The following is a 25,198-nucleotide window of genomic DNA, read 5'->3' as shown; positions in this document are numbered from 1 at the left end:
TCACGCAGGCCCAGCCAACCGGCTGCGCAGCAATCGCCGCTCGGCCTCGTTGTCGGCGAGGGCGAGGGCCGCGCGATCGGACGCGTCCGCTGCGGCGACGTCTCCGGTGCGTCGCAGCAGCACGGCGCGCACGGCGTGCCAGAGGCGGTCCTCCCGAAGTTCATCGGCCAACGCCTCGGTTTCACGCAGTGCGGCCTGCGCGCCGGCCACCTCGGCGAGCGCGACCACACGGTTCAGCCGCACGATCGGCGATCGGTCGAACGTCAGCAGCATGTCGTACAGCACCAGGATCTGCGGCCAGTCCGTCGCCGCCGCTTCGGTGGCATCCGCGTGGCAGGCCGCGATCGCGGCGTGCAGTTGCCATCGACCGGGATCCCGCAGCCTCGCCGCCTGCTCCAGCACGTCGCGCGCCCGTCGAATGAGCGGGTCGTCCCACAGCCGGCGCTCCTGCGCCGGCAAAGGCACCAGTTCACCCCCGGCGGTCCGCGCGGCATCACGGGCACGATGGAACAGCAGCAGCGCGTGCAACCCGTATGCCTCGGCCGCTGCGGACTCATACGCGACGACGGCGGCGAGCCAGAGCGCGTCCTCCGCGACGTCGCGGTCGGTGGCAGCGTCCGCGCCGTCCCGCAAGTGCGCCGCGTCGTACATCACCGAGATCGCTGTGAGCACCAGGTCGAGTCGAGCGGCGCGGTCGGCACCGACCGGCACCCGCAGCGGGATGCCGGACGTGGCGATCTTGCGTTTCGCGCGCGAGATGCGCTGCCCCACCGTCGCCGTCGGCTCCCTCATGGCCCGGGCGATCTGGGCCGTGGTCATCCCGACCACGGCCCGCAGCATGAGCGCCAGCTGCGCCTCGGGCGACAGCGCCGGGTGACAGCATCCGAAGATCAGTGCAAGTCGCTCGTCGGGACCGGCGACGGCCGGGACGGGCTCGCGCTCAAGGAGCGCCAGCCTGTCCCGGAGCCGCGCATCGCGACGCACCGCGTCGAGAGCGTTGTGCCGTGCCGCCGTCATCAACCAGGCACCGGGACGCGGGGGTACTCCCCCGCGCCGCCAGTCGCGCAGCGCCTCTTCGATCGCTGCGGCCACCGCCTCCTCTGCGATGTCGAAACGGCCGAACGCCCGGGTGAGCGCGGCGACGATCCGCCCGGTCTCCTCACGCACCACGGCGCCGAGCACCGCATCGGATGCGGTCACTGGCCGAACAGCTCCTCGTCGTCGTACATCGCGCGGATCTCCACGGCGTTGCCGGGGAGGTCCAGCGACGGCCAGGTGCGCGCCAGCGCGATGGCGGCGTCAAGATCGGGCACGTCGATGATCGAGAACCCGCCGATGACCTCTTTCGCCTCCGAGAACGGGCCGTCGATCACGACCGGCGCTCCTCGATCGGCGCGAACCGTCGTCGCCGTGTCCGCACCGTGCAGAGCGGCGCCGCCGTCGACGATGTGCGCGTCGTTGGTCGTGAACCACTCGTACATGCGCTCCATATCGGCCTGCGAGCGCTCCTCCGGCACGGCGGCGTCGAGTTCGGGGTTGGACGTGAACATCAGGACGTACTTCATTGCGGTCTTCCTCTCAGATGGATCGATGCGGCGAGTTCGTGTGAACCGTCGCATGATGACAGCGATCAGACAAGACGTTCTTCGACATCCATGCGAAAAATCGATCGGCGATTCGTTCGCCCCGGCGCGAGCCTCGGCTCAGCCGAACAGCCGCATCGGTTTGAAGATGTCCGCCATCAGCAGCAGCGCCCCCATGCCGATCAGCAACACCGCGACGACGATCGTCAACGGCACCAGCCGTGTCGCGTCCACCGGTCGCGGCTCCGGCCGGCGCGTGAGCTTCGCCCAGAAGCGTCGGATGCCATCCCACAGCGCCACGACGATGTGCCCGCCATCCAGCGGCAGCAACGGCACGAGGTTGAATACGAACAGGGCGATGTTCAGGGCCGCCAGCAGGTTCATCAACACGACCAGGCGGTTCAGCACCGAGGCATCCGCCGCCGCGACCTCCCCCGCGATCCGGCCGACGCCGACCACGCTCAGCGGCCCGTTCGGGTCGCGCTCCTGGTCGGTGAACAGCGCGGTGCCGACATCCCAGAGCTTTTCGGGAAGGTGCACGATCAGCGAGGTCACGGCTCCCGCCTGCTGCATCGCCAGGTCGGTACCCGTACCGATCGGCTGCTGCACATACTCGAGCTGCGCGGTGATGCCCGCGTATCCGACGGTGTGGGTGACCGGCTCACCATCGGCATCCGTCACCACCTGCCCGTTCGCGTCGAGCTGCGCGCGTTCGGCGGGCTCGGGCGTGAGGCTCAGCAGCACCTCGGTGTCGTCCCTCTGGACGACGACGTCGATCGCCTCATTCGGGGACGCCTGAATGATCGCCGAGGCATCGGCGAACGTCTGGACAGACTGCCCATCCAGACTCACCAGTACGTCGCCGGGCTCGAAACCGGCCGCGGCCGCCGGCGAGGCGGGATCGGCCGGCGTGCACTCCTGCTGGGTCGATCCCGCCGGCAGCATGCACTCGCTGACGGAGCTGACCGTCGTACTGGCCTGCTGCACGCCGATATCCGAAGCCATCAGGGTGAAGATGAAGATCGCCAGCAGCAGGTTCATCACGGGCCCGCCGAGCATCACGATGATCCGCTTCCAGACCGGGAGGCGGTAGAACACGCGTTTCTCGTCGCCATCGGCGATGGTCTCGTCGTTGGCGGATCGGGCATCCTGAACGAGCGAGGCGAACACGCCCTTGGCGGGTCCGGTCTTCGACGAGGGCGGGTACATGCCCGACATCGAGATGAAACCGCCGAGCGGCAACGCCTTGAACCCGTACTCGGTCTCGCCGAAGCGCTTGGACCACACACGCGGCCCGAAGCCGATCATGTACTGGCCTACGCGCACGCCGAACAGCTTCGCGGGCACCAGATGGCCCACCTCATGCAACCCGATCGACACGCCGAGACCGACGAGCATGAACAGGATGCCGCCCAGATACAGCAGGATCTCCACCCGACCACGCTACTGGCACCGCTGAGGAATCGGCTGTACCGGCGTGAGATCATGGAGGCGATATGACCACCTCATCGCTTCCCCCTGTGCTCCGTCCGGCCGACCCACCCCGTCGTGCGCTGACCGAGCTGGCAGATCGCTTCGCCCGTGACGTCCGCGGTGACCTCGAAGGCGTCCATCTCAGCGGCATCACCCTCGCCACGGCCGATCTGCGCGCCGGCGAGGCCTTCGTCGCCATTCAGGGCGTGAACCGGCACGGCGCCGAGTTCGCCCCGACCGCCGCCGAGCAGGGTGCGGTCGCGATCATCACCGATGCCGCCGGTGCCGATATCGCCGTATCCGCCGGCCTGCCGATCATCGTCGTCGACGACCCGCGCGCCGTGCTCGGTGACCTCAGCGCCTGGGTTTACGGCACCGGTGCCGCCGACCGCCTTCCGGTGCTGCTGGGCACCACGGGAACCAACGGCAAGACCAGCGTGTCGCACCTGCTGCAGGGCATCCTCGAGCAGATCGGCGTCGTGTCGGGGTTGTCCTCCACCGCCGAACGCCACATCGCCGGTCAGGTGATCGTCTCGCGGCTGACCACGCCCGAGGCATCCGAGATGCACGCGCTGCTCGCGCTGATGCGCGAGCGCGATGTCGAGGCGGTCGCGGTCGAGGTCAGCGCTCAGGCGCTGTCGCGTCACCGCGTCGACGGCATCGTCTTCGACGTCGCCGGATTCACGAACCTCTCGCACGATCATCTCGATGACTACGCCGACATGACCGAGTACTTCGAGGCGAAGCTGCCGCTGTTCACGCCCGAGCGCGCGCGTCGTGGCGTGATCAGCCTGGACTCGCCGTTCGGCGCCCGTGTGGTCGAGCACGCGTCGATCCCGGTCGTCACCGTGGGTACGCCGGCGATCGCTCCCGATGCGGATGCCGCCGAGCGCGCCGACTGGGTCGTCACGATCGACGACGAGCGCCAGAACGGCACGGTGTTCACCCTCACCGGGCCCGAGGGTCGCACGCTGACGACGCTCGTGCCGGTGATCGGCCCGCACATGGCGGCCAACGCCGGGCTGGCGATCGTGATGCTGCTCGAAGGTGGCTACGACTGGGATCGCATCGTGTCGGCGCTCGCCCGCGACGGACAGATCATGGCGCATCTGCCGGGTCGCACGCAGTTCGTCTCGGGCGACTCGGGCCCTGCCGTGTATGTCGATTTCGGGCACACGCCCGATGCGTTCGAGAAGACCCTCGCCGCGGTGCGCCGCGTGACGCCCGGCAAGGTGCTCATGCTGTTCGGCGCCGACGGAGACCGCGACGCGACCAAGCGGCTCGATATGGGCGGTGCCGCAGCCCGGGGCAGCGACATCGTGGTCGTCACCGACCACCACCCGCGTTTTGAGGATCCCACCTCGATCCGGCAGACGCTGCTGGAGGGTGCGCGCCGTGCCCGACCGGATGTCGAGATCCACGAGTTCTCGCCGCCCGAGGACGCGATCGTCGCGGCAGTCGGCATGGTCGGCGACGGCGACGCCATTCTGTGGGCGGGTCCCGGACACCAGGACTACCGCGATATCCGCGGTCAGCGCACCCCGTACTCGGCGCGCGAGCTCGCGCGCCGCGCTCTGCAGGCGGCCGGCTGGCCGGTGCCCGCCGAGCGCCACTGGCTCAACCCCTACACCGACTGACCCCCGCGCATCCCGCATCCCGCATCCGTCTATTTGTCACAAAACGGTGCTATTCCGGACCGGAAGCCCCGGTTTGTGACGAATAGACGGGAGCGTCGCGAGAGGCGAGGCGGGCGTGGGAGCGTCAGGCGGATGCTGCGATCAGGGCGTCCGCCTTCTCGCGCGCCCAGCGCTCGGCCTCGGCGAGCGTCTCGGGAGTCAGCTCACCGGGAGCGTCATGCGCGTCGACCACGCGAGCGACCGTGTCGACGATGCCCAGGAACGGCAGGCGCCCGTCGTGGAACGCGTGCACGGCCTGCTCATTCGCCGCGTTGTACACCGCGGGGAACGTCGCCCCGGCACGTCCGACGGCCTTCGCCAGGGCCACAGCCGGGAACACCTCATCATCGAGCGGCGAGAACTCCCAACTGCTGGCCTGTCGCCAATCCAGCGGGCGCCCGACGCCGCCGACCCGGTTCGGCCAATCCAGACCGAGTGAGATCGGCAGCCGCATGTCCGGCGGAGAAGCCTGCGCGATCGTCGACCCGTCGACGAACTCGACCATCGAGTGCACGATCGACTGCGGATGAACGACCACCTCGATGTCGTCATAGGTCACGTCGAACAGCAGGTGCGCCTCAATCACCTCAAGGCCCTTGTTCACGAGCGTCGCAGAGTTCGTCGTGACCATGCGCCCCATGTCCCACGTCGGGTGCGCCAGCGCCTGTGCGGGCGTCACGTCAGCCAGCTCGTCACGACCGCGCCCGCGGAACGGACCACCGGATGCTGTCACGATGAGCCTGCGGACTTCACCGGCCGCTCCTGCGCGCAATGCCTGCGCGATCGCCGAGTGCTCGGAGTCGACCGGGACGATCTGGTCCTTCGCGGCGGCGGAGCGCACGAGCTCACCGCCGACGATCAGAGATTCCTTGTTGGCGAGCGCCAGAGTGCGCCCTGCCTTAAGGGTGGCCAGGGTGGCGCCCAATCCGATCGAACCGGTGATGGCGTTGAGGACGACGTCGGCCTCGACGTCGCGCACGAGTTGTTCGGCTTCGGTCGCACCGAGCGCGGTGTGCTCGACGTGGAACTCCGCAGCCTGCTCGGCGACGAGTTCGGCATTGCTGCCCGCCGCGATCCCGACCAGATCGAACCGTCGAGGATTGGCGCGGATCACATCCAGCGCCTGAGTGCCGATAGAGCCAGTGGAGCCGAGGACGATGACGCGACGCATGCCCTCAGCCTATGCCGAGGGCATGCGTCGTTCGCTCACATCCGGCGGCCGGTCACTGCGCGGCCGGAGCGTGCTGTGTCGCGAGGATGTCGATGACGAAGACGAGGGTCTTGCCGCCGAGGTCGTGCGCCTCGGGGTCTTCGCCGTAGCCGAGTGCCGGCGGAATGACGACGAGCACCTGGGAACCGACCTTCTGCCCGGCCAGCGCCTCGACGAAACCGGGGACGTAGGTGTTGCCGGGGATCGAGATCGGCGCGCCGCGCGACCAGGAGGAGTCGAAGCTCTCGCCGCTCTCCCAGTCCACACCGTAGTAGTGCAGCAGGGTCGTGTCGCCGTCGGCGACGGCGGCGCCATCCCCCTCCTTGAGCACGGCGACCTGCAGCTCAGTGGGAGCGTCGCCGTCCGGAATGGCGATGTCGGGCTCACCGTCTGCGGCGAGCGTCACCTCGGGCATCCCCTCGACGGCGGCCTTGGTCTCGCCCCACGCCGAGGTGGGAACGGTCTGCAGGATGTCGAGGATGTACACCTGACCCGGTGCACCGTTCTCTGCGGGGAAGGCCACGGACAGGCGCGAGCCCACGTTGGCGCAACCGATCACCTGCGTCAGGGTGGGGTTGGCCAGCACGTCCTGCGGCAGCGCCTCACCCTCGGCGTATCCGATGTCGACAACCCGCTCGCCCGACGTCGCGTCGAACACGCTGAGCGCGTAGCTGACGAGGTCGCCCTCTGAGATCGCGTCGCCGTCGCCCTCGCTGACGACGGTGCGCTGCAGCTCTGTCAGTTCCTGGGCGAGTTCGAAGGTCGCCTCTGACGGCGTGCCGAACTCGCCCTCGATCGTGACGCTGTCCGAAACGGCGCCGGGTGCGGCGACCTGCGCGCACAGGTCCGGATTCGCACTCGCGTCCTCCGAGGGCGATGCCTCGGGGTCGCCGGCGCAACCAGCGAGCATCAGCGCCGACACGGCGATGGTGGATACAACGGCAAGGGGGCGCAGGCGCACGATAGAACCTCGAAGTTCGTGGACGGGAGACCTCCATCCTGGCCCACCCGGCTTTGTCGCCGCTGAACGCGCCGCTATCGAGCGCGCACGGCAGGCGTCATTCCCGGTTCGGCATACGCGCTGGGTAGGATCATTCGAGTGAGTTCTGAGCAGACGGCATCGTCCCCCGAAGAATCGGAGTCCTCAGAAGAGGCGGAGAACAGCTCCCCGAGGCACGCGGGATTCAAGTACGCCGTCGGGCGTTCCATCGCCGCGCCACTGGCGCGACTGATCTACCGCCCCCGCATCGAGGGACGTGAGAACGTGCCCCGTGACGGCGCGGTGATCCTCGCGAGCAACCACCTCTCGTTCATCGATTCGATGGCCATTCCCGTCGCGGCCCCTCGCCCGGTGCACTTCCTCGCGAAGTCCAGCTACTTCGAGGGCACCGGGTTCAAGGGAGCCCTGTCCCGGGAGTTCTTCACTTCGGTCGGTGCGATCCCGGTACGCCGCGGAGCCGGACAGGCGGCGCTGGACGCACTGGATCAGCAGCGCCAGCTGCTGGACGAGGGGCTGGCCGTCGCCCTGTACCCCGAGGGCACCCGCTCGACCGACGGGCGCCTGTACAAGGGCCGCACCGGCGTCGCTTTCCTTGCTCTGCAGACCGGCGCTCCTGTCGTACCCGTGGGCTTGATCGGCACCGACCGGGTGATGCCCGTCGGCGCCACGATGCCGTCCGTGAAGGAGCGCGTCACGGTCAAGTTCGGTGAACCGCTGGACCTGTCCAAGCACGGCCCAGCCACCAGTGGCAAAGCCCGGCGCCATGCGACCGACGAGATCATGGCGGCGATCCACGCGCTGAGTGGTCAGGAACTGGCGGGCGTGTACAACGAGCCGCCCGCGGCCACCCCGATCGAGAAGATCAAGCAGGCGCTCCCCCACGAGCGGCGCTGAGCGCACTCACGCTGTCACGACGGCTTCGTGGAGCACGGGGAAGTTGACCGAGTTCGCGATGAAACACCATTCATTGGCCTGATGGTGGGCCTGCTGCGCGGCTTCGATCATCGATGGGTCGGCCACGCGCACGTGCGGGCGCAGCGTCACTTCGACGAACGCGCCGCCGCCCCGGCCGTCCTCGCGCATGAGTCCGGTCGCCTCATCGCGGTACTCGGTCACGACGACTCCGGCGGACACACAGGCGTGCAGGTATGAGAGCAGGTGGCATTCCGACAGTGCCGCCAGGAGAAGGTCCTCGGGGTTCCAGCGGCTGCGGTCGCCGCGAAACGGCCGATCGGCGGATGCCAGCAGTTCGGGCTTTCCGTCGATGCTGATCGTGACGTCGCGCGCGTAGTCGCGGTAGCCGGACGTACCTGTGCCGCGGTTGCCGGTCCAGGTGGCGGTCAGTGCGTAGCGGTGATCTCCGAGGGGCATGCAGTCAGTCTGCCACCGACCGAGAGTCGCAGCGCGAGCCCGCGTTAGGCTGGTGTGGTGCTGGAGACTCTGACTGTTCGTGATGCTGTCGAACTCGCCGTCGTGGAGCGCAGCGGCTTCGTGGAATCCCGCCATGCGGGCGCCGCGGTCGTGCTCTCCCCCGATGGCGACGTCGTCGCCGTCCACGGCGCCGCGGATGCCCTCATCCTCCCCCGTTCGAGCCTGAAGCCCCTGCAGGCGATCGCCGCCGTCACGGCGGGCGCCGCGCTGAGCGGTGATGAGCTCGCGCTGGGTACGGCGAGCCACAGCGGCACCGACCGCCACGTCGAGGTGGTGCGTGAGATGCTCGCTGCCGGCGGACTCACCGAGGATGACCTCGGATGCCCGCCCGCCTGGCCGTCGGATGCCGCCACGCGCCGCGACATGGTGCGCGACCACGGCGAGGCGTCTCGCATCCGGATGAACTGCTCGGGTAAGCACGCCCTGATGCTGCGTGCGTGCGTCGCGACCGGCTGGCCGACCCAGGGGTACCTGGACGCCGAGCATCCGCTGCAGGTGCACATCCGCGAGGTCGTCGAACGACTCGCCGGCGAGAAGGTCGCACACACCTCGGTGGACGGCTGCGGCGCACCGGTGCACGCGATCACGCTCACGGGGCTGGCTCGCGCCATCCATCGCATCGGTTCAGCCTCGGAACGCTCACCGTTCGCCCTGCACCGGGTGGCCGGCACACTGGTGCGCGCCGTGCGCGAGAGCCCGTGGACCATCGCCGGTCCGGGCGAGCCCGACACGATCGCCATCGAGACGCTCGGTGTGTTCGCCAAGGGCGGCGCGGAGGGAATCATGGTCATGGTCGCCCCGAACGGCACGACCGTGGCGTTGAAGATGCTCGATGGCAACGGACGCGCGGCGACCCTCGTCGCGGCTCACCTGCTTTCCCGCGCCGGCGCACTCACCGAGTCGGATGTGCAGACACTGGCATCCGCTCTTCCGCTTTCCGTGCTCGGTGGCGGCCAGCCGGTCGGCATGCTCCGGGTGGCTCCCGGCCTCTGACCCGGACTCCTACCCGAGCAGGACACGCCGCGGTCGTTGTCCGGCGCTGACCGTCCAGGCGCGATCGGCGTGCATCCGCGCGAACGGCGGCAGCTCACGTGCTCCCGCCAGCTGTCGCAGTTCGGCGGCGTGCTCGGCCGCCACAACGAGTTCGCCGCCGGTGCGCACGTTCTGCAGTAGCGCCCACTTCGCCCGCCATTCCTCCGGATCGCCGATGAGGATCGTCGGCGACGCCGGGTCGCCGGGCATCGGATGCCCGAGTGCGTCGGCGTCGGCCAGACCGAGCACGCGGTGGTCGGGGTGCGCTGCGGTGAGCATCCGTCTGGTCGCATCGACTGCCCCGGTGACGACCCCGGCGAGGTTTCCCGAGGATCGCCAGGTCGGCGGCTCTCCCGTGTGCCCGCCGTGCTCGTTGCGCCCTTCCCCGCTCTGCGGAGGGACGCACAGGTGTACCTCTCGTCCCTGCAACCACGCGCGTCCCGCCGGTCGGGCGCGGTCGAAGGCATCCGGTTCTCCCCCGGACGCGATGTGCTCGACCTTGCTCGTCATGCGCAGTAACGCGCGCTTCGGCAGCGCGTCGACGAGCCGACCCACCGGGCCCGACACCCGCGACAGTGTGATCACCGCGCCGTGCGGCGACCGGACAATACGCTCCCACCTGCTGAGGAACAGCTGCGCATAGTCCGGCGGATACGACGACACGAGCACGTCGAGGTCGTCACACAGCACAAGTCCCGCCGCCCCTGCCGTCCCGTCGGCGAGCCGCTCGACGTGGTCCCATGCCTGCTCGGGATCGGACGGGATCACCGTGGCTCGGCTCGACTGCGCGCTCAGCATGGCGACCGCGCTGCTCTTGCCCGCACCGGGTCCTCCGATCACCGCCAGCCCATCGCCCGGCCGGAGAGTCACCCACGGCTGACGCTGCCGTTCGGGTTCATCGGCCAGGCCCAGCACGATGGCATCCGCCGGCGGCGACGCAGGCAGCGCGAGCGTCGATGGAAGCGGCGGCAGCCACGGACTCACGGGCGCGACGTGCCCGGCCCAGTGCTCAGTCGTCTCACGCAGGTCATCGGGCGCGGTCAGCGCGATGCGCGCAGCGTGCGCCTCGCCGTCGCTGGGGCGCCGCACGAACGCGAGCCCCCGTGACGCGGTGCCACCGGGCAGCTGGGCGGCATCGTCGGACCCGATCACGAATCTGCTGTCGGCGGACTCGGCCACCCGCAGGCTCATCCGAAGCGGACAGTTCGCAGCCAGCGCATCACGGATCACGCCGCTGGCGCGCTGCGTACCCAGCACGAGATGCATGCCCAGCGCGCGGCCGCGCGCCGCGACATCGGTGAACACCGCGCCGAGGTCGGGATGCTCCTGAAGCAGCGCCGCGAACTCGTCGACGACGATCACGAGCCGTGCGAGATCCGGACAATCGCTGACATCCCGCGCGCCGCTGTCGGCGAGGGCCGCCTCGCGCCGGCGCAGCTCCGCAGAGAGACTGCCGACACCGCGCCGGGCCCCGTCCGCATCAAGATCGGTGACGACCGCGACGACATGCGGGAGCACACGCAGTGGATCGAATGCCGTACCGCCCTTGAAGTCGATCAGGACGAACGCGACCTGCTCGGGCGGATGCGCGGCCGCGATCGCCGCCACCCAGCTGATCAACAGCTCGCTCTTGCCCGTTCCCGTCATACCGGTGACGATCGCGTGCGGGCCGTCATCGATCAGATCGATCACGAGGTCACCGCGCTCACCACGGCCGAAGATCGCGGCGAGCCCGCGCTGGTGTGCCGTGTCGAGCTCATCGAGCGCGACACGGTCGGGTACCTGTGCCTCGGTATCCGCACGGGCGGCGATGCCAGTCCCCAACACGAGCGCCTGCTGCGCCGACAGCGCTTCCGTCACCAACTCGATGCTGCCCTGCGGCGTGCGGGCACGTGCTCGCGCCGGCACCCCGCAGTCGATCACGGTGGTCACGCCGTCCGGTGGCTCCTCCCCCGGAGCGCGAACGCAGATCATCGCGTCCGCCCGGTCGCCGTCCTCCCCCAGACGCAGCCGGAACCGCGCTCGGCGACGCCCGGCATGCGGGAGCTCCGCGAGCCCCCAACGGCTGACACCGTCTCCGGTGAGGCCGAGCTGAGCCGGCCCGAATCGCAGGCACAACTGCATCACCAGCGCGCGCACCACCGCGGCTGCCACGGGCTCCGCCGCCCGCACGCAGATCCCACCGCCGAGCGGTACGCAGATGGGGGCGTCGTCGAGCCGCGCCGCGCGTTCCCGAAACGACCGCGAGCGATCATCGTCGCCGCCCGTGGCGCGCACGCGACTGCGGGCCTGTCCCCGACCGATCACGACCGCCGTGTCGCAGTCAAGATCCGTGTGCCCACGCAAGGGCGGTTCGTCCACAGCACTCGCGACATCCGGGTCGCTGCGCCACACCGAGGTGTGCTCCTCGAGGTGCAGACGCTCCAGTTCCGCCTCGGCGCGCTCCCAGGCGGCATCCGCCTCGAGCTGCGCCCGCTTGCGCTCCCGGCCCCGCGACCGCAACCCATCGAAGAACGACGCCACCAGCATCAGCGGCCCCAGCGCGGCGAAGCACAGCGCGAACAACGACCCCGTCACGAGCCACAGCACGACGCCGGCGATCACGGGGACGATGGCCGCCAGCAACGGCAGCGACGGCTTGCGCGGCGGGACGGGATCCGAGGGCAGAACGATGGTGGTGGCATCCATGCTCCCCATTCGAGCGCATCGGATGCCCGAGAAACGGCCTGTCCACAAGCCGATGGCGCTACGGCTGGATGTCGTCCTCTGTGGACGACGAGTCGGCAGCATCCGCCGAGGTCATCTCAACACGCACGATGATCATGGTGACGTTATCGCGACCGCCGTTCTCGAGCGCGGCATCGACCATCGCATCAACAGCGGCAGCCGGGTCGGTGTTCTCGCGCAAGAAGTGCAGGATGCCGTAATCGGTGAGCTCCTTGGTGAGCCCGTCCGAGCAGATCACCAGACGGTCCTGGTCCTGAAGGGGAACCGTCACGTAGTCCGGCGGAACAAGCTCGCTCGCCCCGACCGCGCGGGTGATGACGTTGCTGTAGGGATGCCCATCCGCTTCTTCCGGGCTGATCTTGCCCGACGCGATCAGCTCCTGCACCACCGAGTGATCCGTCGTGACCTGCAGCAAACGGTTCTCGCGCTCCAGATACACACGGGAATCGCCGATGTTCAACACGACCCACTGCCACCGGTCGTCCTCATCGTGCGTGAGGTAGGCGCCGGTCAGGGTCGTTCCCGTGCCCTCATCGGTGGTCTCCGGATGGGAGCGGATGTCGTCGACCGCGCTGTGCAGCGACTGCTCGATGGCCTCCGGCGATACATCTCCGGCGTCAACCATCTCGCCCAGTCGCGCGACCGTGCTCTGGCTCGCGATCTCTCCCCCGGCATGGCCACCCATGCCATCCGCCACCACGAAGAGAGGGTACTTGACCAGGAACGCATCTTGATTGTTGTCCCGCCGGCGGCCACGGTCGGTGGTTCCCGCCCACGAGAGCTGCAGGTCGTCGCTGACGCGATACGTCTGCGTTGTCGTCTCAGGCACGAGTGTCTCCGTCAGGCCGGCGGGCGGCACCTGGCCGCGGGGCATTCATCCATCGTATCGGTGCTGCCGGTCACATCCGCGCCGCAGGATCCTCCGGCAACGGGAAGAGTGCGTCGATCGCCGCGAGATCGGCTGCATCCGGCGTCCATGCGTCCGCAGCCGCGGCATTGGCCTCGACCTGCGCCGGAGTCGTCGCGCCCGCGATGACGCTCGCGACGGCAGGGCGCGCCAGCAGCCATCCAAACGTCGCCTGGAGCATCGTGATGCCGCGCTCGTCGCAGAACCGCTGATACGCCTCCAGCGCATCCCAGGGCGCATCAGCCCAAATGTGCCGGCGGGTCTCCATGATGCGGGTCCCCGCAGGCCCGCCCTCGCGGGTGAATTTGCCCGTGAGAAGCCCGTTCTTCAGCGGAAAGTACGGAAAGAAGCCCAGCCCGAAGCGCTCGGCAGCCGGAAGCACCTCACGTTCGGCGGCTCTCGCGAGCAGTGAGTAATGGTTCTGCGCCGAGATGAACCGACCGGTCGAGCGGGTCGCGGCGGTGAAATCGGCCTCGGCGATCTGCCAGCCGTCGAAGTTGGAGTGCCCGTAGTACCGGATCTTGCCCTCCGCGACAAGCTCGTCAAGGGCATCGATCGTCTCGGCGATCGGCGTCTGCGGATCCGGCAGATGCAGCTGGTACAGATCGATCCAGTCGGTGCGCAGCCGTCGCAGTGACTGCTCGACGGCATGCCGCACATAGCGTCGCGAACCTCGTCCACCGGGGAAGCCGTAGCCCATGTCGCGCTCATGCCCGAACTTGGTCGCGAGCACGGCCCGGTCGCGGCGCCCTTCGAGCACCTGCCCCATCAGGTCTTCGCTGCGGCCGGCCTCGGCGCCGTACATGTCGGCGGTGTCGAAGAAGAACACACCATTGGCCAGAGCGGCATCGATCACGGCCCGGGTGCCATCCAGCGTCTCAGTCACCGTGCCGGCACGACCGAAGTTGTTGCATCCGAGTCCTGCTGCCGACACGACCAGACCGGATGCGCCGACGTGGCGCTGCGAAGTTGCCATGGCTCCACCGTATCGAATCGCGTGCCCGCAAAGACAAAACGCCCCCGAACGAATCGGGGGCGTCTTGCTGATCAGGCCGGGGGCTGATTCGGGTCGCGGGGCTCTTCGGGAGCGGCTGCGGGAGGAGCAGGCGGCGCGGCCGGGGGTGCGGGCGGTGCCGTCGGAGGTGCCGGCGGCGCGGCGGGCGGCGGCACGGGTGCACCGGGCGCGGGCGGCACCGGAGCGCCGTACCCGGGCTGCGCAGGAGCTGCCTGACCGGGCTGCGGCGGAGCCGAGTAGCCGGGCTGAGCGGGCGGCTGGTAGCCCTGCGGGGGCGCGTACCCCTGGGGCGCAGCACCGTAGCCGGGAGCCGGCGGAGCGATGTTCTGCCCAGGCTGAGCGGGCACGCCCTCCCAGGTGGTCTTGTCGGCGAAGAACGCGTTGCCGGCCCACGGGGCGGGTGCGATCATGGCGTTCCATCGCGACTTGTCGAAGGCGAGAATGCCGAGCCAGACGGGGCTGAGGAACACGTAGAGGAGAACCCAGACGGCTTCCTTCTGCAGCTTCAGTCCCACGCGCCAGGCGGCCAGCGCTGACAGCGCGAACGCCGCGAGGCCCACGAGCTGACCAATCACGGGGATCCAGCTCAGGAACAAGCTCGCGCCAATGGCGTAGAGCACCAGCCACGGGCTCAGGTCACCGAGCTTGAACAGGATCATCGTGTTGTAGACGGGCACCCAGGCGCGCCACTTGCCCTCGACGCCGGCCTTTTCGAAGACCTTCATCAGGAAGAGCGAGACGACCACGTACATGATCGGGCCCAGGATCAGCAGCAGCAGGCTGACCAAGGCGATCATCGCCGAGAACGCCCCGTAGCCGTACGGATCGTAGTCCATGAGTCTTTTCACATCCCTTGTTAGGCGGAAGCCGGGTCGCTCCCGGGCGACGTCTGCCGCATCGGCCCCATGGTAGCGGGACGCGCACGCGGCGGGCAACGCACGACACGCGCTCGATACCGACCGGATATCACGCGGTGACGACGAGTTCCCACACGCGAGGGACGTCGGATGCCCGCAGGATGACGTCATTGTGCTCTGCCCATGCCAGCAGGTCGGACGTGCCTGTGATGACGGCGCCGGTCGTCGCGAGCGCCCGCACAAGCTCGCCCTTCGCCTTCTTGTTGAAGTGGTTCAGGGCGCGACCTGCCGCGGTGACGACACGAATGTACGCCGATTCGGCGCCGTCCGGCACCGGCCCAAGAGCGACATAGGCCTCGCTTCTGAGATCGAGCAGGAAACCGGCATCTGCCAAAGCCGCCGAGGTCGGCTCGGCCCAGAATCTGCGCAGTGGCGGAACGCCCGGCAGCGCGATTCCCGCGGCAAGGCGGTACGGCGGAATATCGTCGAGAGCCGAGACCGGTCCGAACGGGGCCGAGTGGATCAGCACCTGGCGTCCGAGCCACGCACGGGACTGTTCGTCGAGCGTGGCCGCATCGAGCGCATCGAACAAGACACCCGTATAGCGATCCACGGCCGGCATCGTGGGCGCATCGAACAGCATCCGGTTGTGCTCGATATCGCCGACCTGCCGGTCACTCAGCTTCAGCACGCGTTGCGCCTCAGCGGGGTCACCGGCAAGGGTGACCAGGGCGCGCGTCACCGCAAGGCGCTGGTCGAGCAATGACGACAGCGCGAGCGCATCGAGCCGCAACGGCGCACCGCTGCCCCCCGGGCGCTTCGTCTCGGACGGCGGCAGAAGGACCTTCATACTCTCCCCTACAGACAAAGACGTCCGCCCCGGCCCGTGCAGATACACGGTGCCGAGGCGGACGCCTCAGTGCTTTATCGTCAGGCGATCAGCGCGGCGTTGCCGGCCACGATCGTCAGGGCGTCGCCCTCCATGGAGAGGAAGCCGTCCTGCGCGTTGGCGAGCACCTTGCTGCCGTCGGTCTTGGTGATCCGGACCTGGCCCTCGGCGAGGATGGCCAGCACCGGCTCATGACCGGACATGAAGCCGATCTCGCCCTCGACGGTCTTGGCGACGACGAGCGACGCCTCTCCCGTCCAGACCTCCGCGTCGGCGGAGACCAGACTGACATGCAGTGAGCTGGCAGAGTGCGCCATGATCAGGCGTTCTCCTTCTGGATCTTCGCCCATGCCTCTTCGACGTCCGAGATGCCACCGACGTTGAAGAAGGCCTGCTCGGCGACGTGGTCGAAGTCACCGCGGCAGATCGCATCGAACGACTCGATGGTCTCCTTCAGCGGAACCGTCGAACCCTCGACACCGGTGAACTTCTTCGCCATGTAGGTGTTCTGCGAGAGGAACTGCTGAATGCGGCGTGCACGCGACACGACGATCTTGTCCTCTTCCGACAGCTCGTCGACACCGAGGATCGCGATGATCTCCTGCAGCTCCTTGTTCTTCTGCAGGATCTGCTTGACCGTGGTGGCGACGCGGTAGTGGTCCTCACCCAGGTAACGAGGGTCCATGATCCGCGACGTCGAGGTCAGCGGGTCGATGGCCGGGTACAGACCCTTCGACGCGATCTCACGCGAGAGCTCGGTCGTCGCGTCAAGGTGCGCGAAGGTCGTCGCCGGAGCGGGGTCGGTGTAGTCGTCAGCGGGGACGTAGATCGCCTGCAGCGACGTGATCGAGTGACCACGCGTCGAGGTGATGCGCTCCTGCAGCAGACCCATCTCGTCGGCCAGGTTCGGCTGGTAACCCACGGCCGAGGGCATGCGGCCCAGCAGCGTGGAGACCTCAGAACCGGCCTGCGTGAAGCGGAAGATGTTGTCGATGAACAACAGCACGTCCTGCTTCTGCACGTCACGGAAGTACTCCGCCATCGTCAGAGCCGAAAGGGCCACGCGCAGACGCGTCCCCGGCGGCTCGTCCATCTGGCCGAACACCAGCGCGGTCTTGTCGAAGACGCCGGCCTCTTCCATCTCGTGGATCAGGTCGTTGCCCTCACGGGTACGCTCACCGACACCAGCGAACACCGACACACCGCCGTGGTCCTGCGCGACGCGCTGGATCATCTCCTGGATCAGAACGGTCTTGCCGACACCGGCGCCACCGAACAGACCGATCTTTCCACCCAGAACGTAGGGGGTGAGGAGGTCGATCGACTTGATGCCGGTCTCGAACATCTGGGTCTTGGACTCCAGCTGGTCGAAGCTCGGAGCCTTGCGGTGGATCGGCCACCGCTCGCTGACCTCGATGGTTTCGCCGGGCTCGAGGTTCAGCACCTCGCCGATCACGTTGAACACCTTGCCCTTGGTGACGTCACCGACCGGAACCGAGATTGCCTCGCCGGTGTCGCGCACCTCCTGCCCGCGGACGATGCCGTCGGTGGGCTTCAGCGCAATGGCGCGGACGAGGTCGTCGCCGAGGTGCTGTGCGACCTCGAGCGTGATCTCGGTGGACTCCTCGCCCAGCGTGATCGTGGTCTTCAGCGCGTTGTAGATGTCGGGGATCGAGTCGTGCGGGAACTCGATGTCCACAACCGGACCGTTGACGCGTGCGACGCGCCCGACGACCGCGGTCGCGGCCTGGTCAGCCGTTGCGGTGGGGGTCATTTCTTCGTCTCTTTCCTGAGGGTCTGTCAGCTCGAAGCCAGAGCGTCGGCGCCACCGACGATCTCGGCGATCTGCTGGGTGATCTCGGCCTGGCGCGCGTTGTTGCGCAGGCGGGTGTAGTCGGTGATCAGCTTGTCGGCGTTGTCGCTGGCCGACTTCATCGCCTTCTGCGTCGCCGCCTGCTTGGCCGCGGACGACTGCAGCAGGGCGTTGAACACGCGGCTCTGGATGTAGACCGGCAGGATCGCATCCAGCACGGTCTCGGCGTCCGGTTCGAACTCGTAGAGCGGGTAAACGGTCTTACCCGCCTCCGACTCGTCGGACTCCGCGATCTCCAGAGGCAACAGACGCACGTTCTCAGGCGTCTGCGTCATCATGCTGACGAAACGGTTGTACACGAGGGTGATCTCGTCGACGCCGCCGGCCTCTCCCCCGCGGGAGAAGGCATCCAGCAGAGTCTGAGAGATCTCCTCGGCGGTGTGGAACGACGGCGTGTCGGTGTCGCCGGTCCACTCGGCAGCCGATGCGATGCGACGGAACTGGAAGTACCCGACGGCCTTGCGGCCGACCAGGTAGAACACCGGCTCCTTGCCCTGCTCGCGCAGGAGCTCGGCAACTTCGAGACCCTCACGGAGGATCTGCGAGTTGAAGGCTCCGGCCAGACCGCGGTCCGACGAGAAGATGACCACCGCGGAGCGGCGGATGTTCTCGGGCTCGCGGGTGAGCGGGTGATCGACGTTCGAGTGCGTCGCGACGGCTGAGACGGCCCTCGTCACGGCCCGCGCGAAGGGGGTGGACGCCTTGACGCGTGCCATCGCCTTCTGGATGCGCGAAGCCGCGATGAGTTCCATCGCCTTCGTGATCTTCTTGGTCGTCTGAGCAGAAGAGATCTTCTGCTTGTAGACCCTGAGTTGAGCGCCCATGAATCAGTACCTCACGCGATTACGCGCGACGACCCTTGACGATCTTCTCCTGGTTGACGTCCTCCGCGTCCGCGGCGGCGTGCTCCTCGTGGCCGGGAGCGCCGATCGCGTGCCCCTTGCCACCCTGGAACTCCAGGATGAAGGCGTCCGTCTGCTTGTCCAGCTCAGCAACCGTTGCGTCGTCGAGGACGTTCGTCTCGCGCAGCGTGTCGAGGATGCCGGTGTTGCGACGCAGGTAGTCGAGCAGGTCGCGCTCGAAGCGCAGCACGTCTTCGACCTCGATGGTGTCGAGCTTGCCGTTCGTTCCGGCCCAGATCGAGACGACCTGCTCCTCGACGGGGTACGGCGAGTACTGCGGCTGCTTGAGCAGCTCAGTCAGACGAGCACCGCGCGACAGCTGACGACGCGAGGCCGCGTCGAGGTCCGATGCGAACATCGCGAACGCCTCGAGCGAGCGGTACTGAGCCAGCTCGAGCTTCAGTGTTCCGGAGACCTTCTTGATCGACTTGACCTGTGCGTCACCACCGACTCGCGAAACCGAGATACCCACGTCGACGGCGGGGCGCTGGTTGGCGTTGAACAGGTCGGACTGCAGGAAGATCTGGCCGTCGGTGATCGAGATCACGTTGGTCGGGATGTACGCCGAGACGTCGTTGGCCTTGGTCTCGATGATGGGCAGACCCGTCATCGAGCCGGCACCGAGCTCGTCGGACAGCTTGGCGCAACGCTCCAGCAGGCGGGAGTGCAGGTAGAAGACGTCGCCCGGGTAAGCCTCGCGGCCCGGCGGGCGGCGCAGCAGAAGCGACACGGCGCGGTAAGCCTCAGCCTGCTTCGACAGGTCATCGAAGATGATCAGGACGTGCTTGCCGCCGTACATCCAGTGCTGGCCGATGGCAGAGCCCGTGTAGGGCGCCAGGTACTTGAAGCCGGCGGGGTCGGATGCGGGAGCGGCCACGATCGTGGTGTACTCCAGAGCACCGGCCTCTTCCAGCGCGCCCTTCACGGAGGCGATGGTCGAGCCCTTCTGACCGATGGCGACGTAGATGCAGCGCACCTGCTTGTTGACGTCGCCCGACTCCCAGTTGGCCTTCTGGTTGATGATCGTGTCGATCGCGATCGCCGTCTTACCGGTCTGGCGGTCACCGATGATCAGCTGGCGCTGGCCACGGCCGACGGGGATCATGGCGTCGATCGCCTTGATACCGGTCTGCATCGGCTCGTGCACCGACTTACGCTGCATGACGCCGGGTGCCTGCAGCTCCAGCTCGCGGACACCCTCGGACTCGATGGCGCCCAGGCCGTCGATCGGGTTGCCGAGCGGGTCGACCACGCGGCCGAGGTAGTTGTCGCCGACAGGAACGGAGAGGACCTCTCCGGTGCGGGTGACTTCCTGACCCGCTTCGATGCCGGTGAAGTCACCGAGCACGACGACGCCGATCTCGTGCTCGTCGAGGTTCAGCGCGAGGCCCTTGGTGCCATCGGCGAAGGTGACGAGCTCGTTGGCCATGACGCCCGGCAGTCCTTCGACGTGCGCGATGCCATCGGCCGCGTCGATGACGGTGCCGACCTCGGTCGCCGCGGCCCCGGTGGGCTCGTAGGCGTCGGCGAAGTTCTTCAGCGCGTCACGGATGACGTCGGGGCTGATCGATAGTTCTGCCATTGTCTTCCCTTTATGTGTCTGGGTGTGCGCGGTTCCCCGCGGCGAGTAGTTCAGCTCGCGAGCTTCTGGCGAAGGTCGGCGAGTCGGGCGGAGATGCTGCCGTCGATGACGTCATCGGCGATCTGCACACGCAGACCTCCGACAACCGTGGAGTCGATCACCTGGTTGATGGAGATCTCCCCGCCATAACGACCTGCGAGCGCATCACGGAGACGGGTCTCCTGTGCGGCGTTGAGCGGTGCTGCGGTGTAGACCGTGGCGACGGTGCGGCCGTCCTGTGCCGACACGATGCGGATCGCACGGCTCAGCAGCTGGCGTACGCGACGCTCACGGGGCCGACGCACGAGCGATGACACGATCAGCACCGTGGCAGGCGCTGCCGACGCACCGAGAACACGCTCGACGAGCGCGCCCTTCGCGTCGGCGTCGCCGAGCCGGCTGCCGAGTGCGAGCTCGAGCTCGGGGTTTGCCGCGACGACGCGCGAGAAGCCGAACAGCTCACCGGAGAGGTCGACGCCCGTCGAGGCGATCGCCGCTGCGCGGATCGCGAGCTCCTCGACACCGTCGACGAGATCGGATGCCGATGACCAGCGCTGTGCCGCCACGGCGGTCAGCAGCGCGCGCACCGGAGCCGAAGCCCCGGCGAACACGCCGTCGACCAGGGCCGTACGCGCCTCGGCGGGAGCCGAAGGGTCGGCCAGCGCGCCGCTCAGCTGACCCGAGTCCCCGATGGCGCGGGCTGCTGCGAACAGCTCGGCCGCGCTATCGAGAGTCAGGGCCGACGCTGCGGCAAGGGCGTCCGTCGATGCCGCGAGTGCCTGAGTGGTCGCGCTGCCCATTACTTCGCCTTCTCGAGGTCGGCCAGGAAGCGGTCCACGACGGCCGTCGCACGCGTGTCGTCGGCGAGGGTCTCGCCCACGACGTTGCCTGCCAGGTCGATCGCCAGCGTGCCGACCTCGCTGCGGAGCGAGACGAACGCCGCCTGGCGCTCGGCCTCGATCTGCGTGTGAGCGGCCGCGGTGATGCGGTTCGCCTCGGCAGTGGCGGCGTCCTTCGCCTCGGTCACGATCTTCTTGCCGTCCTCACGGGCGGCCTCGCGGATCTCGCCGGCCTCAGTGCGCGCCTCGGCGAGCTGACGGGTGTACTCCTCCAGCGCCTCCTCGGCCTGCTTCTGGGCCTCGTCGGCCTTGGCGATGTTGCCTTCGATGGCGGCCGAGCGCTCGTCGAGCATCGCGTTCAGTCGCGGAAGGGCGACCTTCCACACGACGACGAGGATGATGACGAACCACAGCCCCGACCAGATGATGTCGTACCACGCGGGAATCAGCGGGTTAGGCGCTGTCTCCGCGGCGAGGTTCGTGACAAGAGCGTTCAGCATCCTGTCTCCTTCAGAACTCGGTGCGGATTACGGGAAGGGGATGAATCCGACGGCGATGCCGACGAATGCAAGCGCCTCGGTGAAGGCGATACCGATCCACATGAGGACCTGCAGGCGACCGGCCAGCTCGGGCTGACGGGCGACGCCCTCGATCGTCTTGCCGACGACGATGCCCACACCGATGGCCGGACCGATCGCTGCGAGGCCGTAGCCGACAGCTGCGAGGTGACCGTTGATGTCAGCGAGAACCGTAGTTGCGTCCACGGGGGTGTTTCCTTTCGGTTTCGAACAGCGGGAAGCTGCTCAGATCAGTGCTCTTCTGCGACCGCGAGCTGGATGTAGATCGCGGTGAGGACGGTGAAGACGTAGGACTGCAGGACGACGACGAGCAGCTCGAAGACGGTGAACGCGCCGCCGAAGGCAAGCGTTCCGATACCGAGCAGGGCCCAGCCGCCACCCGCAGTGAAGAAGAAGAACTGGGTGGCAGCGAAGCACAGCACCAGAATCATGTGGCCGACGACCAGGTTCATCATCAGACGCAGCGTCAGCGTGACGGGGCGGATGATGAAGGTCGAGATGAACTCCAGCGGCGTGACGATGATGTACACCGGCCACGGCACGCCCGACGGGAACAGCGAGTTCTTCCAGAACCCGAGCGGGCTCTTCTTCATGCCGGCGTAGATGAACGTCACGTAGCTGATGATCGCCAGCGTGAGCGGGACGGCGATGATCGCGGTACCCGGCATGTTCAGGAACGGAATGATCCCGGTGATGTTCATGAAGAGGATCATGAAGAACATCGTGGTCAGGATCGGCAGGAAGCGATCGCCGTCCTTGCGGCCGAGCAGGTCGTGGGCGATGCTGCCGCGGACGAAGCCGAGGCCCATCTCGACGAGGCTCTGGAAACGGCCGGGGACGACCTTCATGCGGCGGGTGCCGAGCCACAGCAGCAGAACCACGGCGGTGACCGAGAGCAACTGGATCAGGTGGATCCGGTTGACGTCGATCACGCCGAAGACCTGGAACAGCGTCTCGGGGAAGAACTCGTCCATCGAAGGACCGTGGAATTCACCGTCACCGGCAATAGGACGAAGGGTCATGGTCGCAGCGAGGTTCAACAGCGCGGGCTCCAGCTTCGGGTCACCGGTCAGAACCGGGGCGACGAGGGACGGTGTGCATCACGGCGCAAGCGCTCGCGGGACGAGCGGCGGGCACCTGTAGAACACTACCAGACTCATTTCCCGTCCGATGCCGCCGGCGGGGTCTCACCGGCCTGATCGGCGGGCTCATCCTCGGGATTCGTGGTCGGCAGGGTGATGTCGCTGACGTTCGGCAGCCGCATCCGCGTGAGGACGATGACGTCGACGATGAGCGACATCGCGACGCCCGCCACGATCGACAGGAAGAACACCAGCGGAACGACCCAGTCCTGGCTGCTGAGCAGCATCATCACGACCAAGAAGATGCCGAGCTTGAGCAGCCAGCCGCCCAGCACGATCGCGAAGAACAGCTGTACGTAGATCGGGTCGCCGAACCAGCGGTTGGCGAACAGGATGCTACCGGCGGTGATGCCGAGGAACAGCACGGCGAGCACCACGCCGAGCAGGCCGCTCCACAGGCCGTTGACGCCGGCCACGGCGAAGCCGATGCCCCCGGCGACAAGACCGAGCACCAGGGCGGAGACAGCCGACCAGATCAGGGTGCGGCGCAGGATCGGATTGCTTGAGACAGGGCTCGGGGTCATCGGGGCTCCAAGGGTTCGGGAGAGGCAGGTGCGGGCACGTGGCCGGGCTTGCGGTGGCGCCCGGAGGGCAACAGGGTGACGACCAGGCAGGCGGCACTGCCCACCACGCCGAAGGCGATACCCATCAGGTATCCCCCGGGCCAGTCCTGGCGGGTGGCGATGTACATCAGCAGCACCGACAGCGAGATCACGGCCGTCCAGGCGTAGAAGATCAGGACCGCATCCCGATCGCGGTGGCCGAGATCGAGCATCCGATGGTGGAGGTGCTTGCGGTCGGGCGAGAAAGGGGACTTCCCGGCGCGCATGCGCCGGAAGACGGCCAGTCCGAAATCGAGCAGGGGCAGCATGACGATCACCAACGGCAGCACGATCGGGATGAACGCACCGAGCAGCTGGGAGCGTCCGAACTGCTCGGGGTCGAACGCGTTGACGTCGCCCTGTCCGGTGAGCGCGATCGCGGATGTCGCCATGAGCAGGCCGAGCACGAGCGCGCCCGAGTCGCCCATGAACAGCTTTGCGGGGCTCCAGTTCAGCGGGAGGAATCCCAAGCACGCACCGATGAGCACGGCGGCCAGGAACGTCGCCAGGTTGAAGTACGTCGTCGCGCCGGAGTCGCGCGTGAGGATGTATGCGTACACGAAGAAGATGCCATTGGCGATGAGGCATACGCCGGCGACCAACCCGTCAAGACCGTCGATGAAGTTCACGGCGTTCATCACGACGACGATCGCAAACATCGTGATCGAGATGCTCACCCAGCTGGAGACGAGGATCATGTCACCGACCGGCAGGGTCAGAATCTGCAGACCACCGCCGACGGTGATGATCCCTGCGGCCAGGAACTGCGCCGCGAGCTTGATCATCCAGTCGAGGTCGACCAGGTCGTCCACGACGCCGATGACGGCGATCAGCACCGTCGCGGCCAGGATCGACCAGAGCGTCTGCGGCGGGATCCACATCCGCTCGAAGAAGGGGTTGGCGGCCGAGATCAGGATCGCCGAGGCGATCCCGAAGAACATCGCCACTCCCCCCAGCCGCGGCGTGGGGGTCTTGTGCACATCCCGTTCACGGATGCCGGGGTAGAGCTTGAACTTCAGGCTCAACCGCCAGACCACCCATGACAGCGCGAAGGTGATCGACGCCGTCAGGATGATCGTGAACAGATACTGCTTCACTCTTCGTCGACCGGACCCTGGTCGACGGCGTCGGCCGGCATGACGTCGCCGGGCTGCTCCTCAGGCTCGAGCAGGTCGCCGAGCACCTCGGCCAGTTGCTCCCTGCTGATCGCGCCCTCCCGCAGGATGCGCACGCTCGGGGTCTCGTCCTCAGTCGCGCCGACAAGCGAGGTCGCGTCGATGATCGTGGACGGGACGCCGTCATCGCTGTAGCCGTACTCGAGGTACACGGCGACGCTCTCACCGAGCATCTCCTGGGCGTCCGAGGCGATCACGGCAGCGGAGCGGCCGGTGAGGTTCGCGCTCGAGACAGCCAGCGGCCCGGTCTCGGCGAGCAGTTCCAGAGCGATGCGGTGATCGGGCATCCGCACCGCGACCGTGCCCTGAGTCTCGCCGAGGTCCCACGTCAACGACGGCTGCGCGGGCAGCACGATCGTCAACCCGCCGGGCCAGAAGGCATCCACGAGCCTCGTGACGGGCTCGGGAACCGTCTCGACCAATGCGGTGAGCACGTCGCGTCCGGCGACCAGCACGGGCGGCGGCATATCGCGCCCGCGCCCCTTCGCGTCCAGCAGTCGCTGCACAGCGGCCGGCGCAAAGGCATCGGCCGCGAGGCCGTAGACGGTGTCGGTGGGCAGCACGACCAGCTCACCGCGGGCGATGGCCTGGCGCGCGTGGCGCATGCCGGCGAGGATCTCGGAATCGTCGCGGCAATCGAAGACAGTTGACATGGCGTGCCCATTC

Annotated in this window: 25 protein-coding genes; 3 read left to right on the top strand and 22 right to left on the bottom strand. The window is 67.8% G+C overall.

Going from position 1 to position 25,198, the window contains the following annotated elements; genetic code table 11:
- From JF543_RS07600 to JF543_RS07590, 3 genes are all read right to left on the bottom strand, one after another.
- A complete protein-coding gene (locus tag JF543_RS07600; protein ID WP_206823567.1) occupies positions 1-1,200 on the bottom strand; it encodes a DUF6596 domain-containing protein in 1,200 nt (399 codons plus the stop codon).
- On the bottom strand, positions 1,197-1,565 hold the full coding sequence (locus JF543_RS07595; protein WP_179411149.1) for a YciI family protein: 369 nt from the start codon (positions 1,563-1,565) through the stop codon (positions 1,197-1,199). The genes JF543_RS07600 and JF543_RS07595 overlap by 4 nt, the downstream gene beginning before the upstream one ends.
- A gap of 138 nt (positions 1,566-1,703) precedes the next feature.
- Complete coding sequence (locus JF543_RS07590; RefSeq protein ID WP_206823565.1) at positions 1,704-3,017, bottom strand: site-2 protease family protein; 1,314 nt, start codon at positions 3,015-3,017, stop codon at positions 1,704-1,706.
- 62 nt (positions 3,018-3,079) lie between these two features.
- On the opposite strand from JF543_RS07590, the gene JF543_RS07585 reads away from it, so the two are divergent.
- Positions 3,080-4,693: a Mur ligase family protein gene (locus JF543_RS07585; RefSeq protein WP_206823563.1), complete on the top strand. Its 1,614-nt coding sequence runs from the start codon at positions 3,080-3,082 to the stop codon at positions 4,691-4,693.
- A 124-nt stretch (positions 4,694-4,817) separates the two neighbouring features.
- Here the strand turns inward: JF543_RS07585 and dxr are convergent, their stop codons facing one another.
- Together dxr and JF543_RS07575 are read right to left on the bottom strand one after the other, a co-directional pair.
- Entirely contained in the window at positions 4,818-5,903 is a 1,086-nt protein-coding gene (dxr, locus tag JF543_RS07580) for a 1-deoxy-D-xylulose-5-phosphate reductoisomerase (protein ID WP_206820686.1), read from the bottom strand.
- Between the two features lie 52 nt (positions 5,904-5,955).
- Entirely contained in the window at positions 5,956-6,903 is a 948-nt protein-coding gene (locus JF543_RS07575; RefSeq protein WP_179411153.1) for an FKBP-type peptidyl-prolyl cis-trans isomerase, read from the bottom strand.
- Positions 6,904-7,041: 138 nt separating this feature from the next.
- Here JF543_RS07575 and JF543_RS07570 point away from each other — a divergent pair, with 138 nt between their 5' ends.
- The gene (locus JF543_RS07570) at positions 7,042-7,836 is read left to right on the top strand and encodes a lysophospholipid acyltransferase family protein (protein WP_179411154.1); all 795 of its coding nucleotides are present in this window, start codon (positions 7,042-7,044) and stop codon (positions 7,834-7,836) included.
- 6 nt (positions 7,837-7,842) lie between these two features.
- Here JF543_RS07570 and JF543_RS07565 read toward each other — a convergent pair whose 3' ends face one another.
- Positions 7,843-8,313 (bottom strand): OsmC family protein, encoded by a 471-nt coding sequence (locus JF543_RS07565; RefSeq protein ID WP_179411155.1) that lies wholly within the window; start codon positions 8,311-8,313, stop codon positions 7,843-7,845.
- Positions 8,314-8,370: 57 nt separating this feature from the next.
- On the opposite strand from JF543_RS07565, the gene JF543_RS07560 reads away from it, so the two are divergent.
- Positions 8,371-9,366, top strand: coding sequence for an asparaginase (locus JF543_RS07560; RefSeq protein ID WP_206823562.1), 996 nt, complete (start codon positions 8,371-8,373; stop codon positions 9,364-9,366).
- 9 nt (positions 9,367-9,375) lie between these two features.
- Here JF543_RS07560 and JF543_RS07555 read toward each other — a convergent pair whose 3' ends face one another.
- The 16 genes from JF543_RS07555 to JF543_RS07480 all read right to left on the bottom strand — a co-directional run bounded on the left by JF543_RS07555 (position 9,376) and on the right by JF543_RS07480 (position 25,185).
- Entirely contained in the window at positions 9,376-12,093 is a 2,718-nt protein-coding gene (locus JF543_RS07555) for an FtsK/SpoIIIE domain-containing protein (protein WP_206823561.1), read from the bottom strand.
- Between the two features lie 58 nt (positions 12,094-12,151).
- The gene (locus tag JF543_RS07550) at positions 12,152-12,961 is read right to left on the bottom strand and encodes a PP2C family protein-serine/threonine phosphatase (protein ID WP_347401120.1); all 810 of its coding nucleotides are present in this window, start codon (positions 12,959-12,961) and stop codon (positions 12,152-12,154) included.
- A 70-nt stretch (positions 12,962-13,031) separates the two neighbouring features.
- Positions 13,032-14,015 carry an aldo/keto reductase gene (locus JF543_RS07545; protein ID WP_206823559.1) on the bottom strand — a complete coding sequence of 328 codons (984 nt, stop codon included), beginning with the start codon at positions 14,013-14,015 and terminating at the stop codon, positions 13,032-13,034.
- Positions 14,016-14,086: 71 nt separating this feature from the next.
- The gene (locus JF543_RS07540) at positions 14,087-14,890 is read right to left on the bottom strand and encodes a DUF5684 domain-containing protein (RefSeq protein WP_179411160.1); all 804 of its coding nucleotides are present in this window, start codon (positions 14,888-14,890) and stop codon (positions 14,087-14,089) included.
- Between the two features lie 130 nt (positions 14,891-15,020).
- Positions 15,021-15,761, bottom strand: a complete 741-nt coding sequence (locus tag JF543_RS07535; RefSeq protein WP_206823557.1) for a YaaA family protein — start codon at positions 15,759-15,761, stop codon at positions 15,021-15,023.
- 80 nt (positions 15,762-15,841) lie between these two features.
- Positions 15,842-16,117 (bottom strand): F0F1 ATP synthase subunit epsilon, encoded by a 276-nt coding sequence (locus JF543_RS07530; protein WP_179411162.1) that lies wholly within the window; start codon positions 16,115-16,117, stop codon positions 15,842-15,844.
- 2 nt (positions 16,118-16,119) lie between these two features.
- Positions 16,120-17,574 (bottom strand): F0F1 ATP synthase subunit beta, encoded by a 1,455-nt coding sequence (atpD, locus tag JF543_RS07525; protein WP_179411163.1) that lies wholly within the window; start codon positions 17,572-17,574, stop codon positions 16,120-16,122.
- 26 nt (positions 17,575-17,600) lie between these two features.
- Positions 17,601-18,497 (bottom strand): F0F1 ATP synthase subunit gamma, encoded by an 897-nt coding sequence (locus JF543_RS07520; protein WP_179411164.1) that lies wholly within the window; start codon positions 18,495-18,497, stop codon positions 17,601-17,603.
- A 19-nt stretch (positions 18,498-18,516) separates the two neighbouring features.
- A complete protein-coding gene (gene atpA / locus JF543_RS07515) occupies positions 18,517-20,157 on the bottom strand; it encodes a F0F1 ATP synthase subunit alpha (protein ID WP_206820693.1) in 1,641 nt (546 codons plus the stop codon).
- A gap of 50 nt (positions 20,158-20,207) precedes the next feature.
- Positions 20,208-20,996, bottom strand: coding sequence for a F0F1 ATP synthase subunit delta (locus JF543_RS07510; RefSeq protein WP_179411166.1), 789 nt, complete (start codon positions 20,994-20,996; stop codon positions 20,208-20,210).
- A complete protein-coding gene (locus tag JF543_RS07505; RefSeq protein ID WP_179411167.1) occupies positions 20,996-21,535 on the bottom strand; it encodes a F0F1 ATP synthase subunit B in 540 nt (179 codons plus the stop codon). The genes JF543_RS07510 and JF543_RS07505 overlap by 1 nt, the downstream gene beginning before the upstream one ends.
- 27 nt (positions 21,536-21,562) lie before the next feature.
- A complete protein-coding gene (gene atpE, locus JF543_RS07500; RefSeq protein WP_067198640.1) occupies positions 21,563-21,799 on the bottom strand; it encodes an ATP synthase F0 subunit C in 237 nt (78 codons plus the stop codon).
- Positions 21,800-21,843: 44 nt separating this feature from the next.
- Complete coding sequence (gene atpB / locus JF543_RS07495; protein WP_206823554.1) at positions 21,844-22,635, bottom strand: F0F1 ATP synthase subunit A; 792 nt, start codon at positions 22,633-22,635, stop codon at positions 21,844-21,846.
- 134 nt (positions 22,636-22,769) lie between these two features.
- The gene (locus JF543_RS07490; protein ID WP_206823551.1) at positions 22,770-23,279 is read right to left on the bottom strand and encodes a hypothetical protein; all 510 of its coding nucleotides are present in this window, start codon (positions 23,277-23,279) and stop codon (positions 22,770-22,772) included.
- Entirely contained in the window at positions 23,276-24,454 is a 1,179-nt protein-coding gene (locus tag JF543_RS07485) for an MraY family glycosyltransferase (RefSeq protein WP_206823549.1), read from the bottom strand. Before JF543_RS07485 ends, JF543_RS07490 begins: the two co-directional genes overlap by 4 nt.
- A complete protein-coding gene (locus tag JF543_RS07480; RefSeq protein WP_179411171.1) occupies positions 24,451-25,185 on the bottom strand; it encodes an L-threonylcarbamoyladenylate synthase in 735 nt (244 codons plus the stop codon). Before JF543_RS07480 ends, JF543_RS07485 begins: the two co-directional genes overlap by 4 nt.
- Positions 25,186-25,198 lie beyond the last annotated feature (13 nt).

Source organism: Microbacterium esteraromaticum (assembly GCF_017303215.1).
Lineage (GTDB): Bacteria > Actinomycetota > Actinomycetes > Actinomycetales > Microbacteriaceae > Microbacterium > Microbacterium esteraromaticum_C.
Note: the sequence above shows the minus strand (reverse complement) of the source record. Positions and strands in the feature narration are given on the sequence as shown.